Origin of the sequence: Kitasatospora sp. NPDC057965 (genome assembly GCF_042887135.1) — a bacterium.
Lineage (GTDB): Bacteria > Actinomycetota > Actinomycetes > Streptomycetales > Streptomycetaceae > Kitasatospora.
In genome coordinates this window covers 107,887-121,642 of sequence record NZ_JBHVPZ010000022.1, presented here as the reverse complement: position 1 = coordinate 121,642, position 13,756 = coordinate 107,887, and the positions used below count along the sequence as shown (strand labels likewise).

Below are 13,756 nucleotides of genomic sequence, written 5' to 3'. Positions count from 1 at the left end.
CACCCCCACTCGGGGCCCGCGCGGCGCCGCTTGGACCAGACCCGCGCCGGGGGCCCCACCCCCACCCCCGACTCACAGCCGGCGGGGGGGGGGGCCCACCCCCGCCCCCCCACCCCGGCAGGGAACCCGGAAGGACCAGATGATCACCACCTCCCCGAAGCCCCCGAAGACGTTCGAGCCGGTCATCGACACGCACGACACCTGGGGCGTGATCAACCCTGTGCAGGGCTGCCCCGCGGACTGCGGGTACTGCTACCTGCGCCAACTCGGCCTCCTCCTCACGAAGCCCGAAGAGCTGGCCACCCCGAAGGAGACCGTCCGCCAACTCCTCGCCCACCCGCACTACCACCCGCGCAAGCCCTACGCGCTGTACACCTACACCGACGCCCTCGCCACCCCGCCCAACCGCGCGCACCTGGTCGGACTCCTGAGCGCCCTCGTCGCCGCCGGCGTGCGCAACCCGGTGTGCGTGATCACGAAGTTCCACATCCCCGACGACGTGATCGCCGAGTTCGTCGCCGCCCGCACCGCCGGCCTGCCCGTCGTCGTGTACCTCTCGTACTCCGGCCTGGGGCCCGACATCGAGAAGGGCATCCGCCACGAACAGCTGCGCGACAACTTCCCCCGCCTGAACGCCGCGCAGATCCCGATCGTCCACTACTGGCGGCCCGCGCTCCCGGAGAACTCGACCCCCGAGACCATGGAACGGGTCCTCGGCTGGGCAGCACGATGGGCCGAGTGCTCGGTGACGGTCGGTCTCAAGGTCAAGCCCTCCGCCGTCCAGCAGGCCGTCGACCTGTGGCCGGCCCTGGCCGACCTCGCCCCGGACCTCGCCAACGCCGAGGTCTGGCCCGAGGAGGCTCGGAACTTCCTCGCCAACCTGCCCGAGCAGTACGCGCGCCACCCCATCTACGAGACGAACTCGTGCGCCCTCGCGCTCGTCCTCGGCCGCACCGACCGCGCCAACATCTTCGGCTCCCAGGTCTGCACCGAGGCGAACCGCTGCCCCGTCGGCCAGCGCGGACGCTGCACAGTCGCCCAGGCCCTGCGCCGCCCGGTCACCGAGAAGCGCATCGCCGCCGAGTTCCAGCGGATCGGCCTGGCGGACACCACCTTCCAGTGGGAACCCGCCACCGCGACGCTGACCCTCGGCAGCCCGGCCGCGATGCGTGACCAGCACCACCTGGCCCAGGTCCTTGCCGTCACCGTCCGGGCGCCGCGCGCAGACGGTGACCTGATGTGGTCCGGCAAGACCGCCGGGGTCCTCCCGCTGATCATCCCGACCCACCCCGCGACGGAGGCCCCGTGCCGGACCAGCTGAGGGTCGACACCGGGTGCCTGTTCTTCCCCCGGGGCGGCTCCGCCTACGTGATCAACTACCTCAACCGGGAGCTGGACGCCCGGGGGCACAGCACCCGCCAGTTCGTCGGCTCCCTCGGTCAGCCCGGCGACCTCGGCCATGCCCGCACCTTCTACTGCGGCCTCACCCCCTACCCCTACGACTACAACGACGCCTACGCGCTGTGGAAGAACGGGGAGAACCCCCAGGGCCGGGAGACGGACCGGCCGTTCCACCCCTCCTACGAGGACCGGTCGATGCCCGGTGTCGGCTGCCCCGACCCGATGTTCTCCGCCGTGCCGGACGCCGCAGCCGAGCACCTGACCGACGCCTGGGAGAAGCACCTCGCCCAGCCGCGCCCCAACGGGCCGGCGCACCTCCTCCACCTGCACCACCTGTCGCACCTCCAGGTGGCCGCCGCCCGCGCCCACCCGCACCTGCCCCGCGTCACCACCCTCCACGGCACGGAACTCAAGATCATCGCAGGCATGCGCGACCGCCTGGACCTGGCGATGTGCCTCGGCCGCAAGCCCTCCGAGCTGGCGGCCGAACTCCCCACCGGCCGACCCGACCGGGCCGCCGCCGTCGACGCCCTCGCCCTGGAATGGAAGCTCGACGACGACGAACACCGGCTCCTGGCCGCCACCGACTGGACGCTGTGGGAGCACTCCCTGCCCTGGCTCCTCAGGATGCGGCACGCCTCGACGCTCGCCGGCTCCATCGTCACCGTCTCCGAGCACGACCGCGACCTCGCCCGCCAGCTCCTGCCCGACCTGGCCGACGGGGACATCCCCGTCATCGCCAACGGCGTCGCCACCGACCTGTTCACCCCCGGCGCCCGCACCGACGAGCAGCGCCTTGACAACCTGCGACGCTGGCTCGTCACCGACCCGCGAGGCTGGGACCGCAGCGGCGAACCGGGCAGCATCCGCTACACCGAACAGGACCTCGCCCGCTTCACCGACCCCACCACCGGCAAACTCCGCCCCATCGTCCTGTGGACCGGCCGCTTCCTCGCGTTCAAGCGCGTCCCGGTCATGCTGGAAGCGTTCGCCCGCGCCCTGCCCCGGCTCGACCCCGCACCGGTGCTCCTCATGTGGGGAGGCGTTCCCGGGGAGTGCGAAGGCGCCCACCCCGCGGACCTGGTCCGGGACCTCGGCATCGCCAACTCGGTGTTCTTCGCCGGCTACCGCGGCCACGACGACCTCCCCGAAGGGCTGCGCACCGCCGCCCTGATGGCAGCCCCGGCCGTGAACGAGCCGTTCGGCATGGTCTACATCGAGGCGATGGCGGCGGGGTGCCCGCCGATCGCCACCTCCACCGGCGGCCCGGCCCGCATCATCACCCCCGCAGGGGACCGTGCGAACGGCTGGCTCGTCCAGCCCGACAGCGCCGACACCCTCACCGCTGCCCTCGTCCACGCCCTCACCCACCCCGAGGAACTGGCCCGCCGCGCCGCCAACGCCGCCATGCACGCCCGCCTGGTCTACGGCTGGGAGCACGTCGCCGACCGCTACACCGACGTGTACCGGCAGGCCATCGACGCCCCGCCAACGCCGTGAGCATCACCGTCCATCCCAGCTCCCACCTCCTCGCACCACCCGGCCCCCCAAGGCCACCCCGCCCCGCTGTCCCCGTCCGGTACCGCCCCTGGCGCGCCGGGCAGGAAGGAAGATCCGCCATGCTCAAGTGCCTGCTCTTCGACCTGAACGGCCTGTTTCGGCACTTCGACAACGAGGGTGCCGCCGAAGGCGAGCGCTCCGCCGCACTCCCGGCCGGCACCATCGCCCGCTACGCCTACGACCACCCCACCTACGAGCAGGCGAAGGTCGGCCTGCTGACCGACGAGGAGTGGGCGAGCGACGTCACCCACCGCCTGACCGTCGACTTCGGCGCCGAGGCCGCCGCCACGGCCGTCGCCCCGTGGCGCGCCGACCGGGGCCGCCGCGACGACGTGATGGTCGACCTCCTCGACCAGATCCGCGCCACCGGCATGCCGTGCGCCGTCCTCAGCAACTTCACCGACGCCCTCCACACCGACCTGGAGCTGCACGGCATCCGCTTCGACACCGCGTTCTCCTCCGCCGACCTGCGCGTCACCAAGCCCTCCCCGCTCGCCTTCGAAGCTGCGGCCGACCACCTCGGGCTCCACCCCGAGGAGCTGTACTTCTTCGACGACCAGCCCGGCTTCGTCGCTGGCGCCCACGCCGCTGGCCTGCACGGCGAACTGTTCACCGGCCCCCAGGCCCTGGCCGACCGGCTCACCACGCTCGGCATCCACGTGCAGATCCGCGCCGCCGCCTGACCGGCGCCCCACCCAAACCCGACCAGCTACTGCCCGGGTGCCCGTCACCCGCCCTGCGGCGGCCGGGCCGCCCGCCACCCGAACGGAACGCGATGCACCGTCCGCCCCAACTCGTGCTCGGCCCTCTCGCAGCACGCCCCGTGCCCGCCTCCATCAACCCCGGAACGTACACCCCGTCCGCGCCCGGCACCTCGTTCCGGCTCATCGGAGTGCCGGCACCCACACGGACTCCGCAGGTGGGGAGGATGGTGCTGCTTCCCCAACGCCGCCCTCGTCCCCCCTTCGCCCGGGTGACGGCCGTGACCGGGCCGTTGTTCCCTGCCCCGGTCTCTCCACGGCGTCCGTTCCGTGGCGCGCTCACGGGCTGGTTCAACGGCGCGGAGCGGGCCCGGCAGCGGATCAGGAGAGAGACGGGCGCCCTGTGACGGTGATGGTGGCGACCGTGCTGCGGAGCAGACCGTGACCGCAGCGGCGAGCATCGCCTGCGATCCGCTCCCGGCACAGTGCCACGGACACCGCTGGACGCTGCCAGGCACCCCTGCGGCGGTCGAGGTGGCCAGGCTGCTTACCCGTCAGACGCTCGGTGCCTGGCAGCTGTCCGATCTCATCCAGGCCGCCGAGCTGGTGACGTCCGAGCTGGTCACCAACGGCATCAGGCACACCGGATGCCAGTACATCGGCCTCTCCGTCCTCCACCGGATCAGAGGACCGGTGCGGGTCGAGATCCGGGACTCCTCCCGCGGTCTGCCGTGCCGACTGTCCCCCGAACCGATGGCCGACCGAGGCAGGGGACTGCTGCTCGTGCATGCGGAGGCTCTGTCCTGGGGGGTCGACCTCGCACCCCTCGGCAAGATTGTCTGGGCCGAGTTCGCCGTCCCCCGCACGGCTGGAGCCGCCGCATGCCGCAGCTGCTCGGAGCCCCACCCTTCGTCGGAGCCGCCCGTCCTTCCAACCCATCACCAGCTCCGCGCAGTGCCAGGCACCCTCACCACCAAGGGAACCCGATGACGCAGAAGCAGCTGACGCTCGGCGTCCGCTACACCCCCGATCCGGGAGAGCCGATCGCCACGACGGTGCGGGCCGCCCAGGAGATCGAGGCCATGGGCTACAGCTCCTTCGCGCTGCCCGACCACCTCACCCGCCCCCACGGCGACGAAGTCGCCCCGGTATCCGACCCGCTGCTCCTCCTCGCCCGCATCGCCGCCGACACCACCCACCTCCCACTGGCGACGACGGCCCTGCTGGGCGCCCTCCGCAGCCCCGACCAGACGCTGCGCGCCGCCGCCACCCTCCAGCACATCACCGGCGGCCGACTCGCCCTCGGCCTCGGAGCCAGCTGGCAGAACGCCGACCTCGACACCCTCCCGTCCCCTCTGCGCGCCGCGCCCGCCCGCATCGCCGCACTGGAGGAAGTCCTCCGCCTGCTGCGCCAGGCCTGGCCGATCGACAACGCCGCCGTGCCCGAAACCGATCGGGCCCGGGTCCTCGCGGCCGGGACGCCTGCGCCGCGCCTGCTCGTCGCCGCCGGCAGCAACCGCATGCTCCACCTCGCCGCCCGCTACGCCGACACCATCGCCCTGACCGACCGTCCCCACCCGGCCGCGCCTGGCCGGAGCGGTACCCACCGCGCAGTCGGTCACCGCGCAGATCGCCACCGCCCGCGCCGCCCGCCCCGCGCACCTGCCCCCCCGCGCGCTTCCACCTGCAGCTCCGCGAGATCACCCCCAAGGCGTCCGACAGCGGCGACGACAACTGGTGGCGGACCGGCGGAAGCCCGGCCCGGATCGCCGACGCCCTCCAGCGCCGCGTCGCTGCCGGGATCACCGACATCGCCCTGTGCTCCGAGGACCTGAGGCTGCTGGAGTGGACCTCCATCCACGTCCTGCCTCTGCTGGAGCAGCCGTGACCAGCGTCGTTGTCCTGCGCGGAGGACGCGACAGCCGCATGGGCGCGGTCTACGGGCACCGCGGTGACTGGCTGCACATCCAGACCCCGGCCCACCTGGCCGCCCACCCCGACCGGAAGGACACCCTGTGCCCCCGACCGTGATCATCGTCTCCGGGCCGCCCGCCACCGGCAAGACCGCCATCGCCGGACAACTCGCCGCCCGCCTCCACCTGCCCGTGTTGGGCAGGGACCGGATCAAGGAGTCCTTGTTCGACGTCCTCGGCTGGGACGACCGCGAGTGGTCCAAGACCCTCGGCGTCGCAGCCGCCGCCGCGCTCTTCGCACTGCTCGCCGACACCCTCGCCGCCGGGGCCGACTGCATCGCCGAGTCGACCTTCCGCCCCGGCCATTCCACATCGGACTTCCGCAAGGTTCTCGCCGGCACCGGCGCGCGGGCCATCCAGATCCAGTGCGTCACCGACGGCCCCGCCCTGCTGGCCCGCTTCGCCGCCCGCTCCGCCACCGCGGACCGCCACCCCGGCCACCGGGACGAGCACAACCTCGACGAGTTCCACGACGAGCTGATGGCCGGCCGCTACCAGCCCCTGGACCTGCCCGGCCCCGTGATCACCGTCGACACCACCGACTTCGCCACCCTCGACCTCGCCGCGCTCGCCACCCAGCTCACCAACCTCCTCCACACCGCCGAAGAGGCAGTGTGAGCGGCGACCACACCCACAACCGGATGAGCGGCAGCACTGTCCACGGCGCCGCAGTCCAGGCGGGCCGCATCGACGGCGGAGTCCACATCCACCACGTGGCCTCGGAACCTCCCGCGCGCCCGGTGCCGCGCCAGCTGCGCCCCGTGCCGGCGACGTGGACCGACCGTGACCAGTCGATCGCGGACCTCGGCCAGGTGGTCGCTGCGAGTCCGGACTTCGCGTCTCCGCTTGCCGTGATCACCGGGCCCGGCGGGGCCGGGAAGCGGGCCCTCGCGCACCGCTGGGCCCACACCCTGACCGGCTCCTACCCCGGTGGGCAGCTGGTCACGGACCTGCGCGCGACCGCGCCCGGCGGCGCAGCCCCGACCACCGAGACGCTCCGTACCCTTCTGCGCGCCCTTGGGCACGGCACCGATGCCCACCTCCCGTGGCAGCAGGACGAGCTGGAAGCGATGCTGCGGTCGGAGGCGGCCGGGCGGCGGCTGCTGCTGGTGCTGGAGGACGCCGCGACCGCCGACCAGGTCACCCCCCTCCTGCCCGCCGGGCCCGACTGCCTGGTGATCGTGACCAGCCGTACCGCGCTGCCCGGCCTCACCGCCCACGGCGCCGTCCACCATCACCTCGCCCCGTTCGCCCCGCAGGCGTCCCGTGCCCTGCTCACGCGCATCCTCGGACCCGAACGTGCCGGAGAGGACCCTGACGCCCTCGACCGGATCGCCGATGCCTGCGGCCACCTGCCCCGACCGCTCGCCCTGGCAGCCGCCGACCTCGCCCACACCCCCCGCCGCCCTCTCCCCGCCGCCGCCCGGGCCGCCGCCGACCGAACGGACCGCACCGTGACCGCCGCCGCCACCGCCTACGGCGCCCTGCCGGACGGCGCCGCCCGCTTCTACCGCCTGATCGCCGCCGTCCCGGCCCCCGACCTCGACGCGTCCGCAACGGCCGCCGCCACCCGAATCAGCACCGGCGAGGCCCGCGCGCACCTGCGCCTCCTCGCGGACCGCGCCCTGCTGGAGCGGGCCGGCGACGTGCCGGGCCGCGGCGAGGTCTACCGGATGCCCCCCGAGATCCGCCGGCACGCCCGGCAGACGGCCGCCGCCGCCGACGGCCCCGCCGCAGCGGACACGGCGACGCTCTCCTACCTCGACCACCTCCTGCGCACCGCCACCCGAGCCGAACGCCTCCTCGCGCCCCACCACCGCGAACTGCCGCGCACCTACCACCACCCGCCCGCAGCAGAGGAGGTCGAGTTCGCCGACCCCGACGCGGCGCGGACCTGGCTGCGCGCGCACCTGCCCGCGCTCCAGCCCGCCAAGGACACCGCCCGGCGCCTGCGCGCGCACGCCTTCCGCTGGCAGATCACCCACGCCTTCTGGCCCCTGTGGCAGCTGGACCGACCCATCGACGCCTGGATCGTCCACCACGAGGACGGCTCCGAAGCCGCACGAAGGTGCGCCGACCCCCAGGCCCAACGGGAGATGGCCAGCTCCCTCGCGCTCGGACTGACCTACGCACAGCGGTACGACGACGCGCTGGAGCAGTACCGCCTCGCCCTCGCGCTCGCCCAGACAGCCGGCGACAGTGAAGGCATCGCGCAGTACACGGCCGGGCTCGGAGCCGTCCTGCACGACGCCGGCCGGCTCGTCCTCGCCGCGCCCTACCTCGACGCGGCCATCGACCTCTACGACGAACTCGGCCACCCCAGAGGCGCCGCCCTTGCCCGCACCATGGCCGGCTCGATCGCCGCCACCCGGCGCGACTTCACCACGGCGCACCAACTCCTCGACCGCGCCCGCCGCGACCTGCTCGCCCTACCCCACCCGGACCGCCGCAACGCCGCCCGCGCCCTCGCCCGCAGCGGCGAGACCCACTCCCTGCAAGGCGACCACGACCAGGCCCAACACCTGCTGTTCCAGGCCCGCGACGAGTTCACCACGATCCCCGACGCCCACTGGGCCGCCCGCGCCACCGAATACCTCGGACAGGCCGACGACCGCGCCGGCCACCACGACCAGGCCACCGCCCGCTACCGGGACAGCCTCGACCAGTACGAGGCCTTGGGCAGCACCCGCGACGTGGACCGCCTCCGCCACCACCTCCGGGCCAGGCCGTGAACCGGACCGCCCTCCACACCGCCCCCGAGGCCGCAGCCCGCCGCCTACGGGAGCAGCAACCCACGGCACCGAAGACGGCCCCGAGGAGGAGCTCTTGCTGGTGCACTCACAGTCGGTCCCCGGCCACGGAGTCGGGTGTGGACGTGACCCGGGGGAGGGGTCGGCCGTCGGTCACCGCGCGGAGAGGGCCGGGCATATCACGGCAGGCGACGGCGCGCCACGGAAACCGAGATCATTCGCTCATGTGATTGAACCCGCCCTGGTAGCTGAGGCAGGGAGGGGCCGGTTGTGGGCAGACTGCGGCGAGGTCGCTCGTCCGAGCGGCTAACCGTGCCCCGAGCAGGGCGGAACTAGTTTTTGCGGACGAGACCGACCTGCTCGGGGCCCAGCTCAGGAGAGCGACATGAACCGTCGTACCCCTGTCCACCTCGCCACTAACCCGGCGGGTGGTGAGCCGCGATCTCTCGCGGCCCGATCTGGAGACACGCCGCCCAGCAGCGGGAGGGAGCACCGGGGCCTGACCCGACTGATTGGGTACGGCAACGGGGTGGCCCTCACCGCGGTCGGCGTGGGGCAGGGCGGTCTGGTCATCGACGGCCCGCTCACGGTGTTCCTCACGTCCGCCGCCATCGGGGCGGCGGGAGAGCTGACGGCGTGGGGAAGCGCCGGCGCCCGGCGGCTCTTCGCCGATGTCGCCGAGTTCCGCAGGCTCCGCCGGCAGAGCGGACTGCTCCCCGGCGCCGAGGATTGGCCCGTGGGCGAGGACGAGCAGCGGAAGTGAGGCACAGCTCTCGTCCCTCCTAGGACTCGGGGTCCTCTGTCCAGCCGGGCGGAGGACCCCGTGGCAGTTGGCGCGCGCGGATGCCGGAGGTGGCTCTATCACCTCTGGCATCCTGCGCGGGAGTGAAGTGTGGCGATGGTGAGTTCGTGAGATGGCATGCGGACTTGGCCGACCTCGGACTTGTCGGCGTGATCGGACCAACGAAACGGTACGGAAGCGTGTTACCTCCGAACGTCTTTATCCGGGCGCGATTCATCCGTTCGAGTGAAACTGTGCAGGACCGTCTTGATTTCGCCTTGGATGGCTCGGGCTTCCTTGTGAAGCCCGGCGAACGGCCGGGATCGGGTGGCCGGGCGGTGTGCCTGCCCCGGCCAGCTCAGTTGAGCGGGTCGCCGTTGTTGACCAGGGCCTCATCGTGCAGGCTGGCGCTTGGGACCAGCTCGCCGACCAGCCGGACGACCTGTTCAAGGAACTGCTCGACCTCCAGTAGGACCGAACCATCCCGGCGCAGCGCACCGCCGCCGAGTAGCAGAAGTAGGGCGGGCACGGGCGGGTGCCCGCCCTACGAACCAGTGCTCTCCCCTGCGCACCCGCAGTACGGCCAGGGAAGCGCAGAGCGGGGCCAGGACAGGCGTGGAGCAGGACGGGCCCCTCGGCCTCGTCCCTGACGATCTCGGCACCATTGGCCCTGATGAACTGCCGCTCGAACTGGTGGATGCCGGTGCTGTTGAGGACAGGTAGGGCCGTGATATCGAGTCGATCCGGGGGGTCCGGCCACAGCCGTACGGCCAAGCCCGCCCGCTCGAAGGGGTGTGCCACGGTGGCCCGCGGGTGGTGCACGAGCTCCAGCAGCACCCGCAGAGGGGACGTCAGCAGGGTCGGGCCCGCGCCGATCGGCATCCCGCTGCCAGCTGGCCTGGTGCCGTAGTGGATCGTGGGGAGCAGGATCGGGCGGTGCTCCTCCAACGCATGCTGCCCGTCGGTCTCGTCGCCCACGGCGAGCCAGAGCGACAGGTCGGGGGGAAAGAGCTCCGGCGACCGCAGCAGCGGGAGGAGCGGGCGGTTACTGCCGGGCTCCGCTGGAAACGGCTGCTCCTCCCGCCCGTACCGCTTATCCCGCTCCTGCCGCTTCGCTTCCAGCCCGGGGAACGTGTGCTCGGTCAGAGGGTGGCTCGCGAGTAGCAAGGTCTTCACCCACCAGGCGGCGAAGGCGAAGACTTCCTTCCCGGAGAGGACCGCCTGCCGGCGCCACACGGCCTCGACGGCGGGCCGACCCGCGTCCTCGAAGATGGTGCCGAGCTTGCCGTTGCAGTTCTTGGAGCCTTCCCAGCTTCCGCAGACCTCGTAGAGCTTCACCGGCTGCAACTCGTCCAGCTCGCGGCGCCCGCCACCGTCCTTCGCTCGGCGTAGAAGGTACTCGTCGCCGACCTGCGCGGAGAACGGGCCGTCGCCGTTCTCCTGCCACATTTTGTTCCACCAGAGCGGATAGACGTGTTCCCCTGCGCCTTTGTTCGAGAACGGGCTTTCGCAGAAAACGCAGATCTTGGTCTTCACGGCCACCAGCATAGGCAGTTGGGGAATTCGGCTCGTTCGACTTCGCCCGGTCCGGTCCCCTGATAGGTGGCCGCAGGGGTCGTGCGGAGGGCACCTGTCGTGGGCTTTGGGGCCTCACCTGAACCACGGTCCGTGCAGCACCGCGTTCAGCACCGCTCCGGCCACGCCGGTGGAAACGACGCCGACCGTCGTGCGCAGCGCCAGGTCAACCAGTTCCCGGGGCCGACTCGTTCGCCGTACCGGCAGCACGGTAGGGCGCCGGCGGCGCGGCGTACGGGCACGGTGGTACATGAAGCCTCCAATGGTGAGTGTTCTGGCCTGCGCCGACTGGGAGTTCGGGCATCGCGGCCTTCTGTCCCCGTTGTCTCACAGCAGCCGTTTCTGATCCCAGCTCCTAGGTGCCGATCTCGGTGTAAGTTCCAGGGCGTGATGAATGGTCAGGCCAGCTGGGTATCCGGGACGGCGGAAGATCTGGTGGTCGACGCCCGCGAACTGGGCGTTCAGGCGAGCCCGAGGATGATCACGGACTACGTGGAGGTCGGGCTGCTCGCCCCTCCCCAATACCGCAAGACCACCCAGCGCGGCAGCGACCAAAGAGTCTTCCCACCCGAGCAGCGCCGCCTCTTCTACGAACTGTGCCGGGCAAAGCAACGGTCCACCCTGCCGCGGGTGCCGCACCGCACCATCATTCCGGTGGTGCTCTACATGTGGCTGACCGACGACACGGTCATCCCCGTCGAGCAGGCGAGCCGGGCCCTACGCACCCATGCCCTCGCCACAGGTATCAACGCCGAGGCCCGGCGCCGGCAGAGCGCGAACCAGGTCATCGAACAGTTCGCCCATCCGAGTGCCACCATGGCGCAGCGCCTGCGGGTGGCTCAGCTGATCCGCAGCGGCGAACAGACACAGCGCCCCGACTGGAACGCGCTCGCAGATGCCCTGGCCGTGCTGGCGAGCCCATGGCGCGTGGAAGGTCCGCCCGAGATCGTTCGTGGCCTCGGACCGCCTCGGATGCCGATCACTACCGACCACGTCATCGCGATGTGGGAGGCCCGGTGGGCGGTCACCCAGAAGCTGCGAACCGAATCCGTGCCCGCCGCCAAGCTTCTGACCGCACGAACTGCGGCACGGCAGAGCTGGGCCGAATACTGGGTCGACCGGCCGGCTCTGATGCGCGAAGCGGGCAACCTCGCACACATCTTCGATATTCCGGACGATCAGGAGCAACTGGCTCGCCAGCATGTCACCGGCTACCTCACTGTCCTCGGCGATGTCTTGGGGGAGCTGCGGCCAGCATTTGAGCGGGCCGCCCTGAGGATGCATGCACGCTCATGAGCTGCTTCTTCGAGTTGTGCCTACTCTCCTCATAGGAAACTGTCCGAATCGGGCGGTTCGGACAGTAGATCGGCCTCTGGGGGATCAGGGGAGCGGGTCTGCGTCGGAGTTGAGCCCGAGAACGGTCCACCAAGGCCGTTCGGGCTGCTCCTTCCATTCGTGCAGCCGATCGCGGTGGAGGACGGGGCCAGTTTCGTCAGCCCGGTCGCGGTGGCCGCGCGGGCGCAGGCAGCGGCCGAGGCCGGGCCCGGTGTGGGCTTCCGCCGGGCCTTGGTGCCCGCGTCGTAGTCGCTGTTCGGACCGATGGCGAAGGTGCTGATGCCGGGCAGGCCCGAGGTCATGGCGTCGGTGATCCACCCGGCGAGGCGTTCGCCTTCGAGGCGGGTGAGCATCTGGGCGAAGAAGGTGACCAGTCCGGAGGCGGTGTCGAGTCCGGCTGAGGGCGCCCTGGGCGACCGCAGGCTTCCGGAGAACCTGCACTGCCCACCGCCGGGCCCGCTCCGCGACTACCTCATGGCGGCCCGGAGACTGGAGGAGTACGCACCGACCGTGACGTCCAACTGTCCACAGCTGCATCGCGCGTTGCGTCGCCAGCGGCTCCTCGCCTTGGCGGTTCGGCGGAGGGTGTAGCGGTCGGGGACGGAAGACGGTTCGATCACGGGCCGGGTGATGTGTCAGGATTCCTCGTTCCCTTTGCTGCCCTGGGAGATGGTTCTGATCATGCGTCGCTCCACCGTGCTCGCCGTCGCCCTCGCGGCCGTCTCGATCGTCGGCCTGGTGGGCTGCGGGGAGGGCCCGGCACCGGCCGCCGTCTCGACCGCGAGCCCGGCCGCACCCGCCACCGCCGCACCGACGTTCGAGGCCTCGACCGCCGCCACGACGACGGCCTCGCCCACCGCTGCCACTACGGCGGGCGGGGAGATCGACCCGGCGCAGGCGCTCGTGTTGGCGGAGAAGACCCCGTACGCGGCCACCCAGGATTTCAAGTCCGAGGGCGCGGCGATGGCCACGGTCGTGAAGGGCCGGGTCAATCTCAACGGTCCGGTCCGCACCGGCGAACTCCACGAGACAGCGAAATCGGGTCCCGTCACCGTCCTGGGAGGCGACGGCGAGGACCCCAACATCATCGTCGCCGACAACGGCACAACCTATCGCAGGAGCGAGGACGGCTGGAGCGTCGACCCGCAGGGCGACCGGATCCCGGACTACCACAGCTACGCCAAGCTGCTCCTTTCCCTCGGCCCCTCGGCCTACAAGGGCGTGGAGAGCTGCGACGGCACGCCGTGTTTCCACCTCTCCGGCGCGGTGGATCTGGAGCGGATCAGGACGGTGGAGGTTTCGCTTTACCAGATACTAAAGGCCAAGCGCGCCACGGAATTCCAGCTCGACCAATGGATCGACGCCCAAGGTCGCACGGTCCGCTACGACCGGCTGGTCGAGTTCGAGGGTCTCCGGGTCCGCACTTCAGGCACATTCCGGAACTTCGGCCCGGCCGAGAAGGTCCACGTCCCGCCCCTGGGCGGAGCGGTCGGCCCGGGCGCCTAGTGTCCTGCGCCAGGAATTCGTTCAAGATATGACGTGATTCGTTCGAGGATTTCGTCGGCGGTCCTGTAGAGCTCGGCGTCGTGGCCGACGGGCCGCCCGCCCCTGCTGCCCTTCTGCGGCGGTGGCCGTGGGATCACTTTGGATGGTGCCGGGGCGTGAGAAGGGCCTGCCCGT

General features: G+C 71.7%; 13 protein-coding genes. 11 read left to right on the top strand and 2 right to left on the bottom strand.

From position 1 onward, the window contains the following. The first annotated feature begins 139 nt into the window (after nucleotides 1–139). The 9 genes from ACFVVU_RS26855 to ACFVVU_RS26815 all read left to right on the top strand — a co-directional run bounded on the left by ACFVVU_RS26855 (nucleotide 140) and on the right by ACFVVU_RS26815 (nucleotide 9,148). Entirely contained in the window at nucleotides 140–1,321 is a 1,182-nt protein-coding gene (locus ACFVVU_RS26855) for a hypothetical protein (protein ID WP_387792698.1), read from the top strand. Continuing rightward, on the top strand, nucleotides 1,306–2,901 hold the full coding sequence (locus ACFVVU_RS26850; protein ID WP_387792696.1) for a glycosyltransferase family 4 protein: 1,596 nt from the start codon (nucleotides 1,306–1,308) through the stop codon (nucleotides 2,899–2,901). The genes ACFVVU_RS26855 and ACFVVU_RS26850 overlap by 16 nt, the downstream gene beginning before the upstream one ends. Nucleotides 2,902–3,020: 119 nt before the next feature. Then, nucleotides 3,021–3,644: an HAD-IA family hydrolase gene (locus ACFVVU_RS26845; RefSeq protein WP_387792695.1), complete on the top strand. Its 624-nt coding sequence runs from the start codon at nucleotides 3,021–3,023 to the stop codon at nucleotides 3,642–3,644. 459 nt (nucleotides 3,645–4,103) lie between these two features. Further along, entirely contained in the window at nucleotides 4,104–4,652 is a 549-nt protein-coding gene (locus tag ACFVVU_RS26840) for an ATP-binding protein (protein ID WP_387792693.1), read from the top strand. Continuing rightward, the gene (locus ACFVVU_RS26835) at nucleotides 4,649–5,497 is read left to right on the top strand and encodes an LLM class flavin-dependent oxidoreductase (protein WP_387792691.1); all 849 of its coding nucleotides are present in this window, start codon (nucleotides 4,649–4,651) and stop codon (nucleotides 5,495–5,497) included. The genes ACFVVU_RS26840 and ACFVVU_RS26835 overlap by 4 nt, the downstream gene beginning before the upstream one ends. A gap of 49 nt (nucleotides 5,498–5,546) precedes the next feature. Next, nucleotides 5,547–5,693, top strand: a complete 147-nt coding sequence (locus tag ACFVVU_RS26830; RefSeq protein WP_387792690.1) for a hypothetical protein — start codon at nucleotides 5,547–5,549, stop codon at nucleotides 5,691–5,693. After that, nucleotides 5,678–6,253, top strand: coding sequence for an AAA family ATPase (locus tag ACFVVU_RS26825; protein ID WP_387792688.1), 576 nt, complete (start codon nucleotides 5,678–5,680; stop codon nucleotides 6,251–6,253). Before ACFVVU_RS26830 ends, ACFVVU_RS26825 begins: the two co-directional genes overlap by 16 nt. Beyond that, complete coding sequence (locus tag ACFVVU_RS26820) at nucleotides 6,250–8,367, top strand: hypothetical protein (RefSeq protein WP_387792686.1); 2,118 nt, start codon at nucleotides 6,250–6,252, stop codon at nucleotides 8,365–8,367. Before ACFVVU_RS26825 ends, ACFVVU_RS26820 begins: the two co-directional genes overlap by 4 nt. A gap of 547 nt (nucleotides 8,368–8,914) precedes the next feature. Then, nucleotides 8,915–9,148: a hypothetical protein gene (locus ACFVVU_RS26815; protein WP_387792685.1), complete on the top strand. Its 234-nt coding sequence runs from the start codon at nucleotides 8,915–8,917 to the stop codon at nucleotides 9,146–9,148. A 252-nt stretch (nucleotides 9,149–9,400) separates the two neighbouring features. Here ACFVVU_RS26815 and ACFVVU_RS26810 read toward each other — a convergent pair whose 3' ends face one another. Further along, entirely contained in the window at nucleotides 9,401–10,702 is a 1,302-nt protein-coding gene (locus ACFVVU_RS26810) for a hypothetical protein (protein WP_387792683.1), read from the bottom strand. A gap of 426 nt (nucleotides 10,703–11,128) precedes the next feature. Between ACFVVU_RS26810 and ACFVVU_RS26805 the strand changes: the two genes are divergently transcribed. Further along, nucleotides 11,129–12,037 (top strand): hypothetical protein, encoded by a 909-nt coding sequence (locus ACFVVU_RS26805; protein ID WP_387792681.1) that lies wholly within the window; start codon nucleotides 11,129–11,131, stop codon nucleotides 12,035–12,037. 29 nt (nucleotides 12,038–12,066) lie between these two features. On the opposite strand, the gene ACFVVU_RS26800 is transcribed toward ACFVVU_RS26805, so the two are convergent. Then, nucleotides 12,067–12,429, bottom strand: a complete 363-nt coding sequence (locus ACFVVU_RS26800; protein WP_387792679.1) for a hypothetical protein — start codon at nucleotides 12,427–12,429, stop codon at nucleotides 12,067–12,069. Nucleotides 12,430–12,730: 301 nt separating this feature from the next. Here ACFVVU_RS26800 and ACFVVU_RS26795 point away from each other — a divergent pair, with 301 nt between their 5' ends. Further along, nucleotides 12,731–13,582: a hypothetical protein gene (locus tag ACFVVU_RS26795; protein WP_387792677.1), complete on the top strand. Its 852-nt coding sequence runs from the start codon at nucleotides 12,731–12,733 to the stop codon at nucleotides 13,580–13,582. Nucleotides 13,583–13,756: the final 174 nt, after the last annotated feature.